The sequence below is a fragment of the Oricola sp. genome, assembly GCF_965230365.1.
In the GTDB taxonomy this organism is placed as follows: domain Bacteria; phylum Pseudomonadota; class Alphaproteobacteria; order Rhizobiales; family Rhizobiaceae; genus Oricola.
This window is the reverse complement of record NZ_OZ246003.1, coordinates 1,110,161-1,129,391: the sequence shown is the minus strand read 5'-3', so window position 1 is coordinate 1,129,391 and position 19,231 is coordinate 1,110,161. Positions and strand designations below refer to the sequence as shown.

At 63.5% G+C, this 19,231-nt stretch carries 20 protein-coding genes; 13 read left to right on the top strand and 7 right to left on the bottom strand.

What is annotated here, in order from left to right:
• The first annotated feature begins 1 nt into the window (after window position 1).
• The 8 genes from modB (at window position 2) to ACO06R_RS05450 (ending at window position 9,594) form a co-directional block, all read left to right on the top strand.
• The gene (modB, locus tag ACO06R_RS05485; RefSeq protein ID WP_421857154.1) at window positions 2-697 is read left to right on the top strand and encodes a molybdate ABC transporter permease subunit; all 696 of its coding nucleotides are present in this window, start codon (window positions 2-4) and stop codon (window positions 695-697) included.
• A complete protein-coding gene (gene modC / locus ACO06R_RS05480; RefSeq protein ID WP_421857152.1) occupies window positions 690-1,841 on the top strand; it encodes a molybdenum ABC transporter ATP-binding protein in 1,152 nt (383 codons plus the stop codon). The genes modB and modC overlap by 8 nt, the downstream gene beginning before the upstream one ends.
• A 19-nt stretch (window positions 1,842-1,860) precedes the next feature.
• Entirely contained in the window at window positions 1,861-3,630 is a 1,770-nt protein-coding gene (locus tag ACO06R_RS05475; protein ID WP_421857150.1) for a sensor histidine kinase, read from the top strand.
• Window positions 3,627-4,973: a sigma-54-dependent transcriptional regulator gene (locus tag ACO06R_RS05470; protein WP_421857148.1), complete on the top strand. Its 1,347-nt coding sequence runs from the start codon at window positions 3,627-3,629 to the stop codon at window positions 4,971-4,973. Before ACO06R_RS05475 ends, ACO06R_RS05470 begins: the two co-directional genes overlap by 4 nt.
• Before the next feature lie 80 nt (window positions 4,974-5,053).
• Window positions 5,054-5,869 carry a glycosyltransferase family 25 protein gene (locus ACO06R_RS05465; RefSeq protein ID WP_421857146.1) on the top strand — a complete coding sequence of 272 codons (816 nt, stop codon included), beginning with the start codon at window positions 5,054-5,056 and terminating at the stop codon, window positions 5,867-5,869.
• A gap of 289 nt (window positions 5,870-6,158) precedes the next feature.
• Window positions 6,159-7,157, top strand: coding sequence for a DctP family TRAP transporter solute-binding subunit (locus ACO06R_RS05460; protein WP_421857144.1), 999 nt, complete (start codon window positions 6,159-6,161; stop codon window positions 7,155-7,157).
• A 97-nt stretch (window positions 7,158-7,254) separates the two neighbouring features.
• Window positions 7,255-7,950 carry a TRAP transporter small permease gene (locus ACO06R_RS05455; protein WP_421857143.1) on the top strand — a complete coding sequence of 232 codons (696 nt, stop codon included), beginning with the start codon at window positions 7,255-7,257 and terminating at the stop codon, window positions 7,948-7,950.
• A gap of 9 nt (window positions 7,951-7,959) precedes the next feature.
• Entirely contained in the window at window positions 7,960-9,594 is a 1,635-nt protein-coding gene (locus ACO06R_RS05450; RefSeq protein WP_421857141.1) for a TRAP transporter large permease, read from the top strand.
• A gap of 423 nt (window positions 9,595-10,017) precedes the next feature.
• On the opposite strand, the gene ACO06R_RS05445 is transcribed toward ACO06R_RS05450, so the two are convergent.
• Window positions 10,018-10,626: a TetR/AcrR family transcriptional regulator gene (locus tag ACO06R_RS05445; RefSeq protein ID WP_421857139.1), complete on the bottom strand. Its 609-nt coding sequence runs from the start codon at window positions 10,624-10,626 to the stop codon at window positions 10,018-10,020.
• Window positions 10,627-10,741: 115 nt separating this feature from the next.
• Between ACO06R_RS05445 and ACO06R_RS05440 the strand changes: the two genes are divergently transcribed.
• Complete coding sequence (locus tag ACO06R_RS05440) at window positions 10,742-11,185, top strand: ABA4-like family protein (protein ID WP_421857137.1); 444 nt, start codon at window positions 10,742-10,744, stop codon at window positions 11,183-11,185.
• Between the two features lie 11 nt (window positions 11,186-11,196).
• Entirely contained in the window at window positions 11,197-12,051 is an 855-nt protein-coding gene (locus ACO06R_RS05435) for a hypothetical protein (RefSeq protein ID WP_421857135.1), read from the top strand.
• Window positions 12,052-12,653: 602 nt separating this feature from the next.
• Here the strand turns inward: ACO06R_RS05435 and ACO06R_RS05430 are convergent.
• The 4 genes from ACO06R_RS05430 to ACO06R_RS05415 form a co-directional block, all read right to left on the bottom strand.
• On the bottom strand, window positions 12,654-13,295 hold the full coding sequence (locus tag ACO06R_RS05430; RefSeq protein WP_421857133.1) for a DUF4386 domain-containing protein: 642 nt from the start codon (window positions 13,293-13,295) through the stop codon (window positions 12,654-12,656).
• 128 nt (window positions 13,296-13,423) lie between these two features.
• Window positions 13,424-13,711: a type II toxin-antitoxin system RelE/ParE family toxin gene (locus ACO06R_RS05425; protein WP_421857131.1), complete on the bottom strand. Its 288-nt coding sequence runs from the start codon at window positions 13,709-13,711 to the stop codon at window positions 13,424-13,426.
• Window positions 13,708-13,962: a type II toxin-antitoxin system ParD family antitoxin gene (locus tag ACO06R_RS05420; RefSeq protein ID WP_421857129.1), complete on the bottom strand. Its 255-nt coding sequence runs from the start codon at window positions 13,960-13,962 to the stop codon at window positions 13,708-13,710. Before ACO06R_RS05420 ends, ACO06R_RS05425 begins: the two co-directional genes overlap by 4 nt.
• Window positions 13,963-14,066: 104 nt before the next feature.
• The gene (locus ACO06R_RS05415; protein ID WP_421857127.1) at window positions 14,067-15,242 is read right to left on the bottom strand and encodes a pyridoxal phosphate-dependent aminotransferase; all 1,176 of its coding nucleotides are present in this window, start codon (window positions 15,240-15,242) and stop codon (window positions 14,067-14,069) included.
• Between the two features lie 85 nt (window positions 15,243-15,327).
• On the opposite strand from ACO06R_RS05415, the gene ACO06R_RS05410 reads away from it, so the two are divergent.
• From ACO06R_RS05410 to ACO06R_RS05400, 3 genes are read left to right on the top strand one after another with little or no spacing between them, the layout of a single operon-like run.
• Window positions 15,328-16,461 carry a GNAT family N-acetyltransferase gene (locus ACO06R_RS05410; protein ID WP_421857125.1) on the top strand — a complete coding sequence of 378 codons (1,134 nt, stop codon included), beginning with the start codon at window positions 15,328-15,330 and terminating at the stop codon, window positions 16,459-16,461.
• A 33-nt stretch (window positions 16,462-16,494) separates the two neighbouring features.
• A complete protein-coding gene (locus ACO06R_RS05405; RefSeq protein WP_421857123.1) occupies window positions 16,495-17,250 on the top strand; it encodes an SDR family oxidoreductase in 756 nt (251 codons plus the stop codon).
• The gene (locus ACO06R_RS05400) at window positions 17,250-17,462 is read left to right on the top strand and encodes a hypothetical protein (protein ID WP_421857121.1); all 213 of its coding nucleotides are present in this window, start codon (window positions 17,250-17,252) and stop codon (window positions 17,460-17,462) included. Before ACO06R_RS05405 ends, ACO06R_RS05400 begins: the two co-directional genes overlap by 1 nt.
• Here the strand turns inward: ACO06R_RS05400 and ACO06R_RS05395 are convergent.
• Window positions 17,459-18,559 carry a nickel/cobalt transporter gene (locus ACO06R_RS05395; protein ID WP_421857119.1) on the bottom strand — a complete coding sequence of 367 codons (1,101 nt, stop codon included), beginning with the start codon at window positions 18,557-18,559 and terminating at the stop codon, window positions 17,459-17,461. The genes ACO06R_RS05400 and ACO06R_RS05395 overlap by 4 nt on opposite strands.
• Window positions 18,556-19,215, bottom strand: coding sequence for a DUF1007 family protein (locus ACO06R_RS05390; protein WP_421857117.1), 660 nt, complete (start codon window positions 19,213-19,215; stop codon window positions 18,556-18,558). The genes ACO06R_RS05395 and ACO06R_RS05390 overlap by 4 nt, the downstream gene beginning before the upstream one ends.
• Window positions 19,216-19,231: the final 16 nt, after the last annotated feature.

Here is a 19,231-nt window from a genome sequence, read left to right as displayed (position 1 = left end):
CATGCTGACGGGAACCGAAATCGCGATCATTACGCTGTCGCTCAAGGTCGCCGCCGTAGCCATGGCGGCGGCGCTACCGATCGCCTTTGTCGTTGCCTATGCCTTGGCGCGCTGGCGCTTCGCCGGCCGTGGCCTGCTGCAGGCGCTCGTCACGCTGCCGCTGGTCCTGCCGCCGGTCGTCACGGGTTATGCGCTGCTCGTCTGGTTCGGCGCAAACGGTACGCTCGGTGCGTTTCTGCGCGACTGGTTCGGGCTGGAATTCGCCTTCCGCTGGACCGGGGCGGCACTGGCCGCCGGCGTCATGGCGTTTCCGCTCCTCGTGCGGCCGATCCGGCTGTCGCTCGAGGCGATCGATCCGGGCCTCGAAGAGGCCGCCGAGACCCTGGGCGCGAGCCGGCTGCGCATTCTCGCGACCGTGACGATCCCGCTGGCCTTTCCCGGTTTGCTCGCCGGCGCGATCCTCGGCTTTGCCAAGGCGCTCGGCGAGTTCGGCGCGACGATCACCTTCGTCTCCAATATCCCCGGCGAGACCCGCACCCTCTCGCTCGCCATCTACTCGCTGCTCCAGAGCCCCGAAGGCGACAGCGCGGCGCTCCGGTTGATCGCCTTTTCCGTAGTCCTTGCCATCGCTGCGGTTGTGGTGTCGGAATGGGTCGCGACGCGTTTGCCGGCGGCCGGAGGGCGTCGCCATGACTGATCTTCTGGTCGAGATCGATACCCGTGTCGGCAACTTTTCGCTTCAGGGCAGCTTTGCCGCCACCGCCGGCATCACCGCTGTCTTCGGCAAGTCGGGCGCCGGCAAATCGACGTTGCTGCGCACGGTCGCCGGCCTTATCCGGCCGCAAAGGGCGGTCATCCGGATCGGCGACCGCCTGCTCGACGACACCGCAGCGGGCATTCACCTGCCGGCCAGACAACGCCGGATCGGCTTCGTCTTCCAGGATGACCGGCTGTTTCCGCATCTGTCGGTTCGCCGCAACATTCTCTACGGTGCCGGCCGGCACGGTGCATCCGACGGCGCCGAGATGCAGCATGTCATTGCCCTTCTCGGCATCGGCGATCTGCTGTCACGCCGGCCGCAGTCGCTGTCCGGCGGCGAACGGAAGCGGGTGGCGATCGCCCGCGCGTTGCTGTCGGGCCCCGAACTGCTGTTGATGGACGAGCCACTCGCCTCGCTCGATCACGCGCGGCGCGCTCGCATCATGCCCTATCTGGAACGCATTCGCGACGAGGCGCACATTCCGATCCTCTATGTCAGCCACGAAATCGACGAGGTCGCGCGGCTCGCCGATACGCTGGTCATCCTGTCGGACGGCAAAATCGTCGAATCGGGCGCCGCCGCCGATCTGTTTGCCCGTCTCGATCTCGGCCCGGCGCTCGGCCGTCACGAAGCGAGCGTGCTGCTCGAAGGCATGGTGAGCGGCCACGACCGCGACTACGCGCTGATCCAGGTCGACGTCGACGGACGGCGTGTGCTGCTCGCCGGCGGCGATGACGCAAACGAGCTTGCCATCGGAACGCCGGTCAGGCTGCGGGTTCGCGCCCGTGACGTCGCGCTGTCGCTTGCCGCCCAGCCGGACATCAGCATGCGCAACCAGCTACCAATGACGATCGACTACATTCGTCAGGAGGCGGGTGCGCATGCGGAGGTCCGCGGCCGGCTCGGCCGCCAGTTCCTGCGCGCCCGCGTCACCCGCAAGACGGTCGACGACCTCGCCCTGCAGGAGGGCATGCAGGTCTGGGCGCTGATCAAGACGATCTCGTTCGACCGACGGCTTGTGCAGCCGCGCCCCGGGCCGGTAAAAAGCCCTGATGGCGAGGACGAGCGGAGCACAACTTAGAAAGAAAAACCGGTTCGCGGTGGCCGCCGTGATCGTGGTCTCGGCTGTCTGTCTCCTCGTCTCGGTGCATACGGCGCGCCAGTGGGCCGGCGAACGCGCCTACAGGGAACTGCGCGGCATTGCCGAGGAAAGTCTCGCATTGCAGATCGAGGCCCTCGCCGGCGTCATGGAGAAGTACCGGTTGATCCCGGCCTTGCTGGCCAAGCGCGGCGAGGTCCGCGCCCTGTTCGACGAGGCCGGTCGCCAGCCCGACGCGGCGCTCTTGCGGGTATTGCGGCACACGGCAGCGGCATCCGGCGCGCGCGATATCGCCATCGCGGACCACGACGGCAACGTGCTGGTCTCGTCTGGCGGCCTGGTGGAAACCGCCACCATCGCCAATTCCAGGTTGCCCTCCGTGGTTGCCCAGCGTCGGCTCGGCCGCGCAGCACTGCGCCTTCGCGACGGGTCGCGTGCCTATGCCTTCGCCGTCCATGTTGCCGCAAACGATACGACGAGGGCGACAAGCACCGGTTCCGGCATGGTCTTCGTCATGGTGCCCTTCTGGGCCATCGAGGCGAATTGGTCGCTGTCCAGCAATCCCATTTTCGTGACCGACGCCAACGAGTTCGTGTTCCTTTCCAACCAGCGCGACTGGGTCGGCAAGCCCTGGCAGGCTTCGGCTATAGCGCCCGACATCGCGCCACTGTCCTTCGGCTCAGGCCGTTTCGCCCGCGTGCCGACCCGCGACGACGGGCAATATGTAGAAGCGGCAAGTGCCATCCCGCTGCTCGACTGGACCCTGCATGTGCTGGTCGATTCCGGTCCGATCGCCGCCGCCCGCCGCAATGCCGCCTGGTTGGCCGCGCTCGCCGTCAGTCTCGCCGCTGTGGTGACGCTGTTCGTTCTCGCCGTACAGACCTCCAACCAGGCGCGCATTCGCCGCGAGCAGGCCCAGAGCATGCGGCTGGAGCGCCTGGTGCGCGACCGCACTGCCGAGCTGTCCGACGTCAACCGCGCGCTACGAGATGAGATCGAGGTGCGGCGGCAGACCGAGAAGCAGTTGCGCGATACCCAGAGCGAACTTGTGCACGCCGCCAAGCTCGCCGTCGTAGGCCAGATGTCGGCAACCCTCAGCCACGAATACAACCAGCCGCTTGCCGCAATCCGCACCTATGCCGGCAATGCCCGCAAGATGATCGAGCGCGACAAGCTGGCCGGCGTTCCCGGCGTTCTCGAGCGCATCGAGCAGATGGTCGAGCGCATGAGCGCGTTGTCGAAAACCCTGCTCGCCTTCTCGCGCAAGCCCGGCACGATGCTGGCCCCGGTTCCGGTCGAGCATGCGATTTCCGACGCGCTTCTGCTGGTCGGCCAGAAGGCGAAAAAAGCCGGCGTCGCCGTAACGGTCGATGTACCGGATGAAGTCATTGCCCATTCGGGCCGTCTGCGCCTGTCGCAGATCATCGTGAACCTGGTCGGCAACGCGGTCGACGCACTCACGCTAGGTGAGGTAACCGCTCCCGCCGGTGCTGCGGTCGCCATTGCCGCCCGCCATGCCGGTGACCACGTGGTCATCGAAATCGCCGACAACGGACCCGGCATAGAGGAGGCAGATCTGGAACGGATTTTCGATCCCTTCTTCACCACCAAGCCGGTCGGCGCAGGCCTCGGCCTCGGCCTCTCCATCGTCGATTCCATTGTCCGCGACCTCAAGGGCTCAGTGCGCGCCGAAAGCCGGACGGATGGTCCGGGGGCACGGTTCGTGGTCAAACTGCCCGCCGCCGAAATCGGCGCGGAGGCAGCCGAATGAAACAGCCAGCCGACATCATCCTGGTCGACGACGACGACGACCTGCGTCATGCGCTGCGCCAGGGGCTCGAACTCGAAGACTTGAGCGTCATCGATTTCAAGGCGCCCGCCGATGCGCTGTCGATCCTCGGCGGCAATTTCGATGGCGCGGTCATCAGCGACATCCGCATGCCCCAGATGGACGGCATGGCGTTCATGGCGAAGATTCTGGAAATCGACCCGGCGATCCCCGTCATTCTGGTGACCGGTCACGGTGACATCACGCTGGCGGTCGAGGCGATGCGCGAAGGTGCCTACGACTTCATTCCCAAGCCGTTTCGCGTCGCGGATATCGGTGCCGTCACCCGCCGCGCCTTGGAGCGTCGCCGCCTGGTGCTGGAAAACCGGGCCTTGCGCAGCGAGCTTGACGCCGGCACCGACATGGCCGAACGCTTTGTTGGACGGTCTGCTTCGATCACCGCTCTGCGCGACGAGGTGGCGCTGGTTGCCGAGACCGACGCGGACGTGGTCATCGTTGGCGAAACCGGGGCGGGCAAGGAGGTGATTGCGCGCGCCTTGCATGACTATTCCCAGCGCAGCGACGCGCAATTCGTGGCGCTCAACTGCGCGGCACTACCGCCGGACATTTTCGAATCTGAGTTGTTCGGCCACGAGGCCGGCGCCTTCACCGGCGCTCAGAAACAGCGCATCGGCAAGCTCGAACATGCCGATGGCGGAACTGTCTTTCTCGACGAGATCGAGTCCATGCCGCTCGACCTGCAGGCCAAACTGCTGCGCGCAATCGAGGACCGCACGATCGAGCGCCTCGGCTCGAACCGGCAGATCCCGCTCGACGTGCGCTTCGTTGCGGCGACCAAGTCGGATCTCGGTGAGGAATCGCAGGCGGGCCGGTTCCGCGCCGATCTCTACTACCGCCTCAATGTCGTCACGCTTGCCATCCCGCCGCTGCGCCAACGACCCGAGGATATTCCGCTTCTGTTTGTGCATCTGGCGCGCCAGGCGCGTGCCCGCTATCGGCGCGACCTTCCGGAGTTCACGCCGGCACTCGAAGCCGATCTCCTCGCCCATGACTGGCCGGGCAATGTGCGCGAGTTGCGCAACAATGCCGATCGCTGGGTACTCGGTCTTTGGAACGGTTTCTCGCGGCGCGCAGACAATTCGGTCGAGGACCTCCAGGGACCGCTGCCGGACCGTATGGCAGCTTTCGAAAAGGCGATCATCGAAGCCGAGATCCGCAAGGCCGGCGGCCGCCTCCGGGACGTCTACGAAACCCTCGGCATCTCACGCAAAGGCCTTTACGAGAAGATGCGCAAGCACGGCATTACTGCAGAGGATGCGCGTTGACGGAAGAACCGCGAAAGCGTTTGTGTACTTCCGGTCTCCACCTGTTGCCATTCCCTTTAGTGCGATGATACCGGCGGCGCATGCTACGGATGGTTATCAATCTCGACAGGGCGCCCGAACGGCTCGAATGGACCGAAAAGGTGTTCGGGGACATGCAACTCGATTTCCGGCGCGTACCGGCGGTCGAGGGCAAATACCTGACCGGCGAGGAAATCGCCCGCTGGTCCCGGCGAACCCGGAAGGGGGAAACGCTCTCCGGCGTCGAGGTGGGTTGCTTTCTGAGCCACCGCGAATGCTGGAAAACCGCCGTCGAATCCGGCGAGGAATGGGTGGCGATTTTCGAGGATGACATGCATTTCGCCCCTGATGCCGCGGACTTTATCCGCGCTCCGTCATGGATTCCTGACGGCATCTCCCTCGTGAAGCTCGAGACCTATCTGGTCCCGGTCCGCCTGGAAGCACGCGCCACGCCGGTCGGCTCCTACAGCGTTTCACGCATCCTCTCGCGACACTGGGGTTCCGGAGGCTATGTCGTTTCGCGGGCGGCGGCCGCCAAGCTGCTGGAGGATTCGCAGATCTTCTCCGAAGTTTTGGACAACTTCCTGTTCAACTCGCACCATTTGCCCGACGCATTGATCTGCCACCAGCTGGTGCCTGCGGTTTGCATACAAGATGCAAATCTGAACAAAGGAAGCATCGCCATGCCAAGCGCCATCGAAGCCAGCCGCCAGGCGGTGCGCCCACCGAAACCCAAGGGGCTGGCCAAGCTTTACCGCGAAGTCGCCCGTCCGTTCGAGCAACTCACCGACAGACTCGCCCGGACGGGCCACTGGATCAAGACCGGAGAACCGACCCGCATCGTCCCCTATTCCGGACAATCGCTCCGGTCGGACTGACAGCGCCCGCCCGGATTAGCGGAACTTTTTTGCCTGACGCTGGGCGGAATCGGTAACGCCGACAACCCGCGATGGGTAGGAATCGACCCAATCTGGATCGCGAAAACGCCCAAAAGCCCGGAGAACCGGGGTTTGGTGCAACTGGCACACCACATGCTCTATTGCCGCTGAAAGGCCGCGTGCCTTTTCAGGGAGGAGACGACTGCCGGCAAGTCCGGCGTTGCTAACTTGCCTGTATCGCTGCAAACTGAGGAAACGGGGAACGATCCCCGCAGTGGAGGACTACTCGATGAAAAAACTTCTCGGCGCCGTCGCGGCGCTCGCCGTTTCGTTTACCGCAACGCAGGCCATGGCCGCTTGCGATGACGGCGAAATGGTCATCAAGTTCAGCCATGTCGTGGCCGCGACCGGCCACCCCAAGGGCGACGCCGCCACGCTGCTGGCGGAACGCGTCAATAAAGAAATGAACGGCACCGCCTGCATGGAGGTGTTCGCCAACTCAACGCTCTATGACGACGACAAGGTGATGGAAGCGCTGCTGCTTGGCGACGTCCAGCTTGCCGCACCATCGCTCGCCAAGTTCGAGGCCTACACCAAGAAGTATCGCCTGTTCGACCTTCCTTTCCTGTTCGCCAGCCTTGATGCGGTCGATGCCTTCGGCAATAGCGACGCCGGCAAGGAACTGCTGAAAGCTACCGAATCTTCCGGCTACACCGGCCTCGGCTACTGGTCGTCCGGCCTCAAGCAGTTCTCTGCCAACAAGGCGCTCGTCGCACCGACCGACGCCAACGGCCTGAAGTTCCGCGTCCAGACCTCCGACGTCGCCGTCGCGATGATCGAAGCCATTGGCGCTTCGGCACAGAAGCTCGCTTTCAAGGAAGTCTACGGCGCATTGCAGACCGGCGTTGTCGACGGTCAGGAGAACACCTGGTCGAACATCTACACCCAGAAGTTCTTCGAGGTGCAGGACGGTATCACCGAAACCAACCACCAGCTTCTGGCCTACCTGCTCGTTACGTCGACCGATTGGCTGGCTGGCCTCGACGATGACGTTCGCACCCAGTTCCTGTCGATTGTCGAACAGGTCACCAACGAGGCCAACGCCAAGGTGGCCGAGAAGGAAGCCAACAACCGCAAGAACATCATCGAGGGCGGTGCCACGGTGCGCGAGCTGACGCCCGAGCAGCGCGCTGCATGGGTATCGGTGATGAAGCCGGTTTGGGAGAAGTTCGAAGGCGACATCGGCAAGGACCTGATCGACGCGGCTGTCGCGTCCAACGGTTCCTGACCGACTGGCAAGAACCGGCGGCTCCTCGAGGGGCCGCCGGTCAAGTTCAGCGCATACCGGAGCACCGGTACGCCGACCTTAGTGGGGGAGATATCCAATGGAAGTTTTCTGGCCGTCGTTTCTTCTGGTGGCTCTGATCGTCCTTTTGTTCCTGGCCGAACGCTGGAACAAGGACGCGGTGAACCAGTTGGAGGAGAGCATCATTGCAATCCTGCTGGCAGCGATCACCATCGTCTCTTTCACCCAGGTCGTCGCCCGCTATGGTTTCAACACCGGTTGGAGCGGTGCACTCGAACTGACCCGCATCCTGTTTGCCTGGCTGATCCTGTTCGGCATGGCCTATGGCGTAAAACAAGGCATGCATCTGGGTGTCGACGCGCTGATCCGCATTCTGCCGCAACCGCTGTTCCGCGCCGCCGCCATTCTGGGCGCGCTGTGCTGCGTGCTTTATGCCGCCATGCTGCTGCATGCCGGCTGGCTGTCCTTCCTTGGTGGCAAGGAAATCAACAGTTACCGCCAGTCGGGCGCCATCGGCTATTGGACGCTGATGTACAACCTCGGCACCGGTCTGGACGATTTGCGCTATCCGGTCTGGGTCCAGGAGACCTTCGGCCTGCAGGAACGCGTCCAGCGCTGGGTCGCCTATCTCATGCTGCCGATCGGTCTGTCGCTGTTCCTTTTCCGCAGTGTCCAGGCTCTGATCGAGATCATCACGGGAAGCCGTGAACTGGTCATTGCCGGCCATGAGGCGGAAGACCTCGTCGCTGAAAACAAGAACGTTCTGATTGACTGAGGCCCGGCCATGGAAACCGCAATTCTCTTCATTCTCGTTCTCGGCCTGCTGTTTCTGGGCGTGCCGGTCGCGGTATCGCTCGGTCTGTCGTCGATCATCGTGATCGCCTTCTTCTCCAGCGATTCCATGTCGTCGGTGGCGCTGCAGCTCTTCACCGCGTCGCAAAACTACACCCTGCTCGCCATCCCGTTCTTCGTGCTCGCCTCGGCCTTCATGTCGACCGGCGGCGTCGCCCGGCGCATCATCCGCTTCTCGATCGCCACCGTCGGCCATTTCCGCGGTGGTCTGGCGATGGCCTCGGTGCTTGCGTGCATGATGTTTGCCGCGCTGTCCGGCTCGTCGCCGGCAACCGTGGTCGCCATCGGCACCATCGCGATCGCCGGCATGCGCCAGGTCGGATATTCCAAGGAGTTCGCTGCCGGCGTCATCGCCAATGCCGGCACGCTGGGCATTCTCATCCCGCCATCCATCGTCATGGTCGTCTACGCGGCCGCAACCAATGTTTCGGTTGGCCGGATGTTCCTCGCCGGCGTTTTGCCTGGCATGCTGGCCGGCCTGATGCTGATGATCGCCATCTATGTCATCGCGCGCCGCCGCAACCTGCCGGCCGAAGACTGGAAAGGCTTCGGCGAGATCCTGAAGGGCGGCAAGGAGGCCGGCTGGGGCCTGTTCCTTATCATCATCATCATTGGCGGCATCTATGGCGGCGTCTTCACGCCGACCGAGGCAGCCGCTGTCGCCGCAGTCTACGCGTTCTTCATTGCCCTGTTCATCTACCGCGACATGGGTCCGATGCGCGAGCGCCGCTGGCTGAGCGAAGAAGTCGACCAGCAGAACTACACGCCGGCCCGCATCGGGTTTTCGGCAACGGTCTACGCGCTTGCCTTCTTCTTTGTCTGGATGGTGCTGTCCTTCTTCGTCACCGCCGACTGGGAAAACGTCACCGCGTCCGGCCGCGCCTGGGTCGGTCTCGCCTTTTCGCTTGCGATCTTCGTCGCCTATGCGATGTGGCGCGATCCGGAAACCAGCGTCGCCAACCTGCCGCGCAACCTGGCCGCCGGTCTGCCGGTCTGGGGCCGCAACCTCACGATGATGGGCCGCCACTTCGTCGGCACCTTCTTCCACCCGGATACCCGCAAGGTCATGGTGGACTCCTCGAAGACGATCATCATGCTGATGTTCATCATCGTCAACGCGCTGCTGTTCGCCCACGTGCTGACCGCCGAGCGCATTCCGCAGACCATCACCGACCTGATGGTCGATGCCGGCTTCACCTGGTTCACTTTCCTGATCGCCGTCAACATCCTGCTTCTGATCGGCGGCCAGTTCATGGAACCGTCGGGCTTGCTGTTGATCGTTGCGCCGGTCGTGTTTCCGATCGCAATGGAGCTGGGTGTCGATCCGATCCATCTCGGCATCATCATGGTCGTCAACATGGAAATCGGCATGATAACCCCGCCGATCGGTCTGAACCTGTTCGTGACCTCGGGTATCACCGGCATGAGCCTGATCCAGGTCGTGCGGGCAGCCGCGCCCTTCGTGGCCGTGCTGCTCGTCTTCCTGGTCATCGTTACCTATGTACCGGCCCTCTCGACCGCACTGCCCTACGCGTTGATGGGCCCGGAAATCATCACCAACCGGTGATGCGACAATGGCAGGGCCGGCGCTCCGACGCCGGCCCACGCCGCTGCGGTCAAGCAACTTCATCGGCGACACGGTGCGCCGGATAATCCCCGACAGTTATTCGCGAACTCCGCCAAAGCATTGCAGCAACGGCGAAACCTCGCTTACTTGCCGCAGCGTCGCAATGCGGCTGTCTAGCCGGAACGATTACAAACTGTGGCGAGATTGTGGCATCTAGGCAACACACATCAACTTAAATCTTCGGCCCGGTTTGCAGCCAATGACGCGCAATCGTTAAAATGTTAACAATTGATTCACTGATTCGTGCCAGCCTTGTACGAGTGGTGGCATACAGGACCGACAGCTCCTCCCTCTGCGGTCTTGAGAAGCCGGGCGATCTTCCAGAAGATCGCCCGCTTTGTTTGTCTGGCGCAAGTCGCGCGTTCAGTGTTCCGGCAAAGCCCGCGCCACGAGATCCTCGATCAGGTTCCTCTGTTCTTCCAGGTCAAGCCGCGCCACAAAGCCGAGCTTGCCCGAAATCACCAGCTGCGCATAGCCATGCACCATCGACCAGCTCGCGGCGACATCGCGCCAACCCTCCTCCGTCTTGAAGACATGCGTGCCACGCACATTGCCGACTGCATTGACCAGCACCGAGAAGGCGGCCTCGGCATTGCGCGCCAGCTCCGGGTCATTGCTGCTGCGGCGCGCGGTGCCGAACATAAGCTGCAGCATTTCCGGATTGTCGAGCGCGAAACGGACATAGCCGACGCCTGAGGCGATGAATTGCGCCCGCTTGCCCGGGTCGGCCCGTTGCTGCTCTTCCTTCATTGACATCGTCAAGCGCGCAAAGCCGACTGCGGCCAGCGCATTGAGCAATGCCATCGTGTCCTTGAAGTGATGCGCCGGCGCCGCGTGGCTCACGCCCGCCCGTTTCGCCGTTCCGCGCAGCGAGAAGGCGTCGGCACCCTTCTCGATCAGCTCCTGTTCGGCGGCGGCCAGCAATGCTTCGCGCAAATCGCCATGGTGATAGGCTTTTGATTTCGTTTTCATTTCTAGCGGATCCATGCACCGAGCGTAACGACCTGCCGGTATTTTGTCAAAATTCGACTTGACAATGTCAGTTTGGATATCATTTTGCGTATATAGACAATGTAAAGTTAAAGCCATGAACCCTGAAACACTATTCTCCGCTGCCAGCCTGCTGGCCATGGTCGGCTGGCTCGTCCTGCTGGCGAGCCCCTGGGCACTCCGTCAGACCCAGTTTGTCTCCGGGATCGCCATCCCACTTGTCCTTTCAGTCGGGTACACCGCGATCATCCTGACCAGTTGGGCCAACGCCGAGGGCGGCTTCGGATCGCTTGTCGATGTCGCCACCCTGTTCGAATCCCCGATGCTGTTGCTGGGCGGCTGGATCCACTTTCTCGCTTTCGACCTGTTCATCGGCGCGTGGCAGGTGCGCACGGCCCGCCGCGCCGCGATACCGTTCCTGCTCGTCGTGCCCTGCCTCTTCCTGACCTTCATGTTCGGACCCGTCGGCCTGCTCGCCTTTATGATCCTGCGCACCGCGCGCACCGGATTCGCCACCAATCCCCCTGTTTCCGCCGACTGAAAGGTACTTTGATGACCGACGCTTATGCACCACTCCGGCAGTTTGCCCCGGACCTCCCGGGCGTCGGCTTCCTGCGCCGTCTCTACCGCGACGAACCGGCGATGATGGCAACCGCCGTCGTCATGGCGCTGATCGTCATCCCCTTTTCGGCGGCGGCGCTGATCGACATGCGCACCCATCTCGGCATCAACATCTGGATCAAGCCGATCAAATTCGCGGTGGCGTTGTCGGTCTATACCGCCACGCTGGCGTTCTTCGCCCGCTGGCTGCGGCCGGAGTTCCGCGCGTCGCGCGCCTATCGCTGGTTCACGACAGCCGTCATCACCGCAATCGCCGCCGAGATGGCCTGGATTGCCGGCGCCGCCGCGCTCGGCACATCCTCGCATTTCAACACCGCAACGCCGGCGCTGGGCGTGCTTTACGGGCTGATGGGCGGGCTTGCCACGCTTCTGACCTCGGCAACGGCGGTCTATGCCTGGGGCATTGCCCGCAACCGCGAAACCGATCTGCCCCGGCCCGTGAAGGAGGCGCTTGTCACCGGCCTGGCGCTGAACCTGCCGCTGACCCTGATTACCGCCGGAACCCTGGCATCGATGACCGGCCACGCGGTCGGCGGCACGGGATCGGACGCCGACGGCCTGTGGCTGATGGGCTGGCTGCGCGATGCGGGCGATCTGCGCGTGCCGCATTTCTTCGCGACCCACGCCATGCACGCGCTGCCGCTGGCCGGCCTCGTGGCGCTGACACTCAGCGACCGTAGGCGCCTGCTGGCGGTCCGCCTCGCCGCCGCCGCTTACACGGTGTTCGTCATCTACACGCTGGTCCAGGCGCTATCCGGCCAGCCCTTTCTGCCGATGCTGGGTTAGAGGCGCACTGCATCGCCGCCGCGCCTCATTCCCTGAGGCCGGATTATCTCGTAGTTGGAAGACGGGCGGTCAAAGCATCGCAACGTCTAGATAGTAATAGCGATCCTCGGACCGCCCGCTCGTTCGGCCCTGCAATCGATTCACCGGATCGATTGCTCCGGCTGCGCCGGAATGGGCCTCACCTTGCAGCTTCGGTCGGCGGCCCGGAACTCTGTCCGGGAAAACAAGACTGCGCGCGCCGCTTCATGCCGCCCTGACTTGGGGGTTCATCACCCAGGCAAGGCACCGCGTGATCGACCACCGGCCCTCCGCTTTCGCTTCGGGCGTTCGTCGTTCCAATCGACAAATCGTTGTCGATTGGCCGACCTGCGGTCGAACACTCCTCACCCAATCAGGCACCGTCCCTCTCCCTGTGAGCCGGTGCGCACCCAGACTTCCGTGAGAAGGCAATTGCGATTGTAGGGGAGGTTCGGGCGCGGTGGATAGATTTCGCGCATGGGGCGTATCTCTCCCCTTGCGATGAATTTGGCGAGTAGCGCGGCGGCTACAATCACTTCAAGTGGTCTCCCGCGGGCTGGTCTGCCCGGACAGGACCGGCGGGCTTAAAGCCGCGCACGGATGAGCAGCCAGAGGCACAGCGCACTTTCGGCGACAAGCGGGACCAGATAGGCCGGTTCGATTGCGGCGACGAAGCCGGGTGCCGCGATGCGCGTCAGGCTCCCCGCCGCATAGACGATGCCCGACGCCGCGATGCCGCCGGCGATCGGCTTCGGAACGGCAGAGCGCCACAGCAGCACAGCCATGAGCACGCTGTTGACCGCAAACAGCACGAGGCCGACATCGTAGCCGATGGCGTGCAACTCGGTCATGTGCACGGCGATGCGCGGCGCGTCGGCCAGCAGCGCCGGCGCGCTGGCGAGCGCCATCAGGCTCGCCCCGATCAGCACCGCCTGACCGAGCCGGAACACCATGGCGGCAAGCGCCAGTGGTTCGGAAATGCGGCGCAGCAGGTGGAAGAACAGGATCGCCAGCGCGACATCGGCCAGCAGCATCACCAGATCGGCGACGAGGCTGGCGCGGAGCATTCCGGTGTTTCCAGCGAGCGCCCTGGCGATCTCGTCCGGCGTTCCGGCAAGCAGTGGACCGCGCAGCAGCAATTCGGCGCTGATCCCGCAGAAAATGATGATCAGGTAGAGCGCCCCGGCGAGGCGGACGAGGCGTGGATCGGCTTCAGGCGGGTTCATGGCAGCACCCTTTCTCGTGGTTGCGAACCGTATAGGCCTTGCACGCGCCGCCGGTCATCAAGAATTGCGTGGATCGCCCATGCGCAAATGCGTGGTTCCGACCGAAATTTCGGTGGCTTGATGCGCGACTAAAGGTGCCGCTCCGTATCCATTCGCTGGTGAAGAACTCGAATGACGGCTATCCCGTCACCTGTCGGCACAAAGAACACGAAATGCCTGCCAACCGCATATTTCAGATAGCTATCTCGAATGCCGACCGTGCGACCTTGCTTCCGGCCTGTGGCCAAGTCGTGGCATGCATCCCGAATGTCATCCGTATACCGGTCGGCTTGGTCTGCGCCCCACGACTCAGCCGTGTAGTCCCAAATCCCTTCGATGTCCGCGATTGCTGCAGGAGAGAAGGTAACGCGGTTCACTTCTGATGGCTGCCAAACTCAGTGCGCTTACGCGCCTTGAACGCATCGAAGTCGAATGGTTGCGGATCGCCCGATCGCTCGCCTGCGATCAGGGCATCCTGCAATGCCTTCATTTTGGCCTCGTGCTCTTCAAGCAGCCGCAGTCCTGCGCGCACGACGTCGCTGGCCGAGCCATAGCGGCCGGACTGAACCTGTTCGTCGATGAAACCTGCAAAGTGATCGCCGAGCGACATGGATGTGTTCTTCGCCATGATATTCCTCTCACAGGAAAATTATACCAAATATTGGTATAACTAAAGCTCAATCCAACGCAAGCACTATGGCGAATCCGAACACTGGCCCACAGCCCCGCGTTTCAAGCCTTGCTCTCCAAAAACGCCCCGATCCGGTCCGCGGCGCGTTCGATGTTGTCGGCCGAATTGGCAAACGACAGGCGGATGTAGCCCTCACCCAGAATGCCGAAGTCCGGCCCCCCGATCAGCGCGACGCCGGCCTCTTCCAGCAGCGCCGACGCCAGTTCCTTCGCCTTCCACCCGGTCGCACCGACATTCGGAAAGGCGTAGAACGCGCCCTTCGGCGTTATGCAGGTGACACCGGGCAGCATGTTCATCCGCTCGACCACGATGCGGCGGCGCGCGTCGAAGGCCGCCATCATCTCCTCGACCGCATCCTGCGGCCCGTCGATCGCCGCGATGCCGGCATGCTGCGCCGGCGCGTTGACGCAGGACCAGCAATTGACGGCCAGCTTGCGCACCTTGTCGATCAGCCCGTCCGGCCAAATCGACCAGCCGAGCCGCCAGCCGGTCATCGCCCAGGTCTTCGACCAGCCATTCAGCACGATCAGCCGGTCGCGGATCGACGGATAGGTGAGCAACGAGGTGTGCGCCTCGCCCTCATAGGTCATGACGTCGTAGATTTCGTCCGACATGATCGCCACGTCCGGGAACCGCTCCAGCCCGGCGACCAGCGCGTCGATTTCCGATTTCGGCGTCACCCCGCCGGTCGGATTGGCCGGCGAATTGAGGATCAGGAGCCGGGTCCTGTCGGTGATCAGCGCCAGCGTCTCTTCCGCCGAAAAGGCAAAACCGTTTTCCTCGCGCGCCGGCACCGGCACCGGTGTCGCGCCAGTAAACTCGATCATCGAGCGGTAGATCGGAAAACCGGGATCGGGATAGAGGATCTCCGCGCCCGGCTCGCCGAACAGCGTGATCGCCGCAAACATCGTCGGCTTGCCGCCGGGCATGATCATCACATTGTCGGGCGACACCTGCTCGCCCGTTGTCGCCAGTGTGCGGCGGCAAACGGCTTCCCGCGCCGGCAGGATACCATTTGCCGGCGTGTAACCGTGATGGCCGTCGCGCAGCGCCTTGACGGCGGCCTCGACGATGTGGCCGGGCGTCGAAAAATCCGGCTGGCCGATGCCGAGATTGATGATGTCGCGACCTGACGCCGCCAGTTCGGTGGCCCGCGCCAGCACTGCGAATGCGTTCTCTTCGCCGATCCGGTCATAGGCGGCAACTGTGTGCAACATCTTGTCTCCCGGACATTTCAACGCGTGATCCTGTCTCGCACTGCCGTTACAAGAACGCAATCGGTTGAACTTCTTGGCTAAAACGATGCACGACCTTTCGAACTGGACTCCGCGCCCGCGCCCGACCGCCGAAGGCATGCGCGGCCGCCATGTCGCGATCAAGCCGTTTGTGGCGGACGCCGACGGCCCGGCGCTGTGGGAGGCCTTCGGACGCGAAAAGACGAACGAGCTGCTGTTTCATTTCGGCTGGCCGCAACTTATGCGCTGGCAGGACCTTGCCGGCCAACTCGAGGCTATGAACGCCAGCGGCGCCTTCATCACCTGCGTTTTTTGCGACCCTGCGACGGATATCCCGTTCGGCATGGCGAGCTACATGCGCATCGACGAGAAGAACGGCTCCATAGAGGTTGGCTGTGTCGCCCATGGCGCCGCGATGGCGCGCTCTCCTGCGTCGACCGAAGCCCATTATCTGATGGCGCGGCGCGTCTTCGACGAACTCGGCTACCGGCGCTACGAGTGGAAGCTGAACAATCCGAACGAGCCGTCGCACCGGGCCGCCCGGCGCTTCGGCTTCACCTTCGAGGGCGTGTTTCGGCAGGCCGAGGTCAAGCCCTACGGCAACCGCGACACCGCCTGGTACTCGATGATCGACAGGGAATGGCCGCTTAACCGCCTCGCCTTCGAGACTTGGCTCGATCCGGCGAATTTCGATGCCGCCGGCAACCAGAAAGTGCCGCTCTCCGGCATGACGGTCCGCACCATGGACGCCGGACCATTGCATCTCAAACGCATCGATCCGCGCGATGTCGACACGGTCGTCGCGTTGCAGCAGGCCGCCTATGCGCGCACCCGCCAGGCGACCGACAGCGAGCCGATTCCGCTTGAATGGGATTATGCGAAACTGCTGAGTGAATGCGAGACCTGGTTGCATGCCGATGCCGAAGGTCCGGCCGCCGCGCTGATCCTGCGTCCGCGCGCCGGTGATCTCTATCTGGAATCGATCGCCACCCACCCGCGCATCGCCGGCTCCGGCGCCGGAACCGCGATGATGGACGCGACGATGAACCGGGCTCGCGCATGGGGCAAGCCGGCAATCCGCCTGATCACCAATGCCCGCAATCCCGCAGTGGACTGGTATCGCCGGCTTGGATTCGCTATCGAGCGCGAGGAGCGGCGCGAAAGCCGCACCGTGGTGCACATGGCGCGGCAGATCGGCTGATCGCGCCCGCAACCGACAAGCGACGGAGACCGCATGGCGGGACAACTGGAAAACAAGATCGCGGTCGTCACGGCCGCCGGACAGGGGATCGGCCGCGCCATTGCCGAGGCCTTCGCCGCCGAGGGCGCGATCGTCCATGCGTCCGACCTCGATATCGACAAGCTCGCCGGGCTCGATGCGCGAAAACAGGCGCTCGATGTCACCGACACGGCGGCCGTCAACGCTTATGCGGCATCGGTCGGCGAGATCGACATCCTCGCCAACATCGCCGGCTTCGTGCATCATGGCACGGTGCTCGACTGCGAAGACGATGCCTGGGAATTCTCCTTCGACCTCAACGTCAAATCGATGCACCGTACAATCCAGGCGTTTCTGCCCGGCATGATCGCCAGGGCCGAGGCGAATGGCACGTCCGGATCGATCGTCAACATGTCGTCGGGCGCTTCGTCGATCAAGGGCGCGCCCAACCGCTATGTCTATGGCACCACCAAGGCGGCGGTGATCGGGCTGACCAAGTCGGTCGCCCAGGACTTCGTCCGCCGGTCGATCCGCTGCAACGCCATCTGCCCCGGCACTATTGAATCGCCGTCGCTGCAAGGCCGCATCGAGGAACTCGGCAAGACGGTCGGCAGTGTCGACAAGGCGCGCCAGGGCTTCGTCGAGCGCCAGCCGATGGGGCGCATCGGCACGCCTGAGGAGGTGGCGGCACTGGCGGTCTATCTGGCCTCCGACGCGGCATCCTTTACCACCGGCACGGCAATTCCGATCGATGGCGGGTGGACAGGCTGATGGCGGAAAACAACAATGGCTACGATTGGCGGACGATCGCTGCCGCAGCGATCATCTTCATCGGCTTTGCGGCGCTGGTCTACGCATTGCCGGCGATCATGAACGCAGTCGGCGGCGAGAACCGCTGGCTCGCCGGCGCGGTTATCGCGGCGGTTCTTGTCCTGCCATTCGTGGGACTGTGGCTGCGTGGCCGCTACAGGCGCAAGGACTAGAACCCGCCGGCCAGCGCGCCGCCGAGCAACAGCAGGCCGAGGATCATCACCAGCGATGCGCCGCCAAGCTCGATGGCGCGGTGCATCCGCGCCGACATGACACCGGAGCCCGAGACGCGCAACGCGACATTCTTGGCGGTGACGGCGAGCGTCGCCAGCGCGGAAACCGTGATCGCCGTGCCCAGCGCCATGGCGAAGACCGACAGGATGCCGCCCACATAGATGCCGTTCAACAGCGCGAAGGTCAGCACGATCAGCGCGCCCGAACACGGCCTGAGGCCTACAGCCACGACAGCGGCCCAGGCAGCGCGCCAGTCCATCGGACCTTTCAGCATCTCCGGGTCCGGCGCATGGGAATGGCCGCAACTCGGGCAGACCTCGCCATGCGCGTGGCCGTGGTGATCATGGTCATGATCATGATCGTGATGCTCGTGGGCATGATCATGATCGTGGCCGTGACGATGCTCATGCGCATGTTCGGCATGCGTGTGGCCATGATCGTGGTGAGCGTGGTGATGACGCGCCTCCACCGCCGCCGCCGACAGCGATGCTGCCTTCCGGTTGCCGATACCGAGCTTGATTCCCAGCAGCCAGGCGCCGAACAGCGCGATCAGCGCATAGCTCGCAACTTCCATGAAACGCGTCGCATCGGTCATCGAAACCGCCGTGCCGCGCAGCACGAGGTAGGCAGCACCAACCAGCACGATCGCCGAGAAGGCCTGCATGAAGGCCGAAACGAAAGACAGCACCACCCCGCGCCGGAGCAGTGTTTCGTTGGCCAGCATGTAGGACGAGATCACCGCCTTGCCGTGGCCCGGACCGGCCGCATGGAAGATGCCGTAGGCGAAAGACAGAACGATCAGCATCCACGCCGCACTGCCATCCTCACGCATGCTTCCAAGCGCGTCGGTCATCTCGCGATAGAAGCCACGCTGCATCTCGTTGATCCAGGTGAAGAAACCGGCAAAGCCGCCGGCCGGCTGCGTGAACGCTTCGCTGGAGCCGATGCCAAGCGACGACTGGGCATGCGCGGCGCCTGCAAGAAACACCGCAGCACCGGCGGCGATGACCAGCTTGTGGACCAGGAGTTTGCTCATCGGCAACTGATCTCCATGCGGGTTGCCAGCAGTTTGGAAAGGTCGTTACCGGCGGGATCGTTAAAAAAGGCTTCGGTGAGCGATTGCTGGTTCTGGGCGATCGCCTCGTCCGGATCGGGCACGATCATCGTCGCCGCGCAATTCGACGGCGCGCCTTCCAGCACCATCTCGTCTTCGCTGTAGAACTCGATGGCGGTGTAGAAGGTCGGATCATACACGTTGAAAACCGGCTGATCGGTGACGGCAATCGGCTCCGCCGGTTCGGACGTGAAGAACAGGATCATCTGCCCGTCCTGGAAGATCACCTTCATGTCCTTGACCGGGCGGACTGGAATGTCCCGCCCGCCGACATCGATGCGCTGGAAGTAACCGAACTCCGCAATCGATTCCGACACCACGTCGGCCACCGTGTCACGCTCGGATTCGTCGAGGATGAGATCGGTGTCGTCATCGAATTCCAGCAGCACCGTCGAGGAGAAGAATTCGTCAAACCGCCAGACATGGCGCAGCCGTTCGACGCGCCCGTCCGGCCTGACCGCAACCTCCAGCCGCGCTTCGGCAAACACATGCGGATGCGCCGCAGCGGATGACACCGCGCCGGCTCCCATCAGCAGCGCCAGTCCAAAAGCAGGATATGCGGCTTTGCCGCGATTCATTCTGTCACCCCTTCCA

Coding starts and splice junctions, on each gene's coding strand:
- ACO06R_RS05415 (WP_421857127.1), bottom strand. CDS start 15,242: ATGTTGCACACAGTTGCCGCCTATGACCGGATCGGCGAAGAGAACGCA.
- ACO06R_RS05390 (WP_421857117.1), bottom strand. CDS start 19,215: ATGAATCGCGGCAAAGCCGCATATCCTGCTTTTGGACTGGCGCTGCTG.
- ACO06R_RS05450 (WP_421857141.1), top strand. CDS start 7,960: ATGGAAACCGCAATTCTCTTCATTCTCGTTCTCGGCCTGCTGTTTCTG.
- ACO06R_RS05410 (WP_421857125.1), top strand. CDS start 15,328: ATGCACGACCTTTCGAACTGGACTCCGCGCCCGCGCCCGACCGCCGAA.
- ACO06R_RS05420 (WP_421857129.1), bottom strand. CDS start 13,962: ATGGCGAAGAACACATCCATGTCGCTCGGCGATCACTTTGCAGGTTTC.
- modB (WP_421857154.1), top strand. CDS start 2: ATGCTGACGGGAACCGAAATCGCGATCATTACGCTGTCGCTCAAGGTC.
- ACO06R_RS05470 (WP_421857148.1), top strand. CDS start 3,627: ATGAAACAGCCAGCCGACATCATCCTGGTCGACGACGACGACGACCTG.
- ACO06R_RS05465 (WP_421857146.1), top strand. CDS start 5,054: ATGCTACGGATGGTTATCAATCTCGACAGGGCGCCCGAACGGCTCGAA.
- ACO06R_RS05435 (WP_421857135.1), top strand. CDS start 11,197: ATGACCGACGCTTATGCACCACTCCGGCAGTTTGCCCCGGACCTCCCG.
- ACO06R_RS05395 (WP_421857119.1), bottom strand. CDS start 18,559: ATGAGCAAACTCCTGGTCCACAAGCTGGTCATCGCCGCCGGTGCTGCG.
- ACO06R_RS05405 (WP_421857123.1), top strand. CDS start 16,495: ATGGCGGGACAACTGGAAAACAAGATCGCGGTCGTCACGGCCGCCGGA.
- modC (WP_421857152.1), top strand. CDS start 690: ATGACTGATCTTCTGGTCGAGATCGATACCCGTGTCGGCAACTTTTCG.
- ACO06R_RS05430 (WP_421857133.1), bottom strand. CDS start 13,295: ATGAACCCGCCTGAAGCCGATCCACGCCTCGTCCGCCTCGCCGGGGCG.
- ACO06R_RS05460 (WP_421857144.1), top strand. CDS start 6,159: ATGAAAAAACTTCTCGGCGCCGTCGCGGCGCTCGCCGTTTCGTTTACC.
- ACO06R_RS05440 (WP_421857137.1), top strand. CDS start 10,742: ATGAACCCTGAAACACTATTCTCCGCTGCCAGCCTGCTGGCCATGGTC.
- ACO06R_RS05445 (WP_421857139.1), bottom strand. CDS start 10,626: ATGAAAACGAAATCAAAAGCCTATCACCATGGCGATTTGCGCGAAGCA.
- ACO06R_RS05455 (WP_421857143.1), top strand. CDS start 7,255: ATGGAAGTTTTCTGGCCGTCGTTTCTTCTGGTGGCTCTGATCGTCCTT.
- ACO06R_RS05400 (WP_421857121.1), top strand. CDS start 17,250: ATGGCGGAAAACAACAATGGCTACGATTGGCGGACGATCGCTGCCGCA.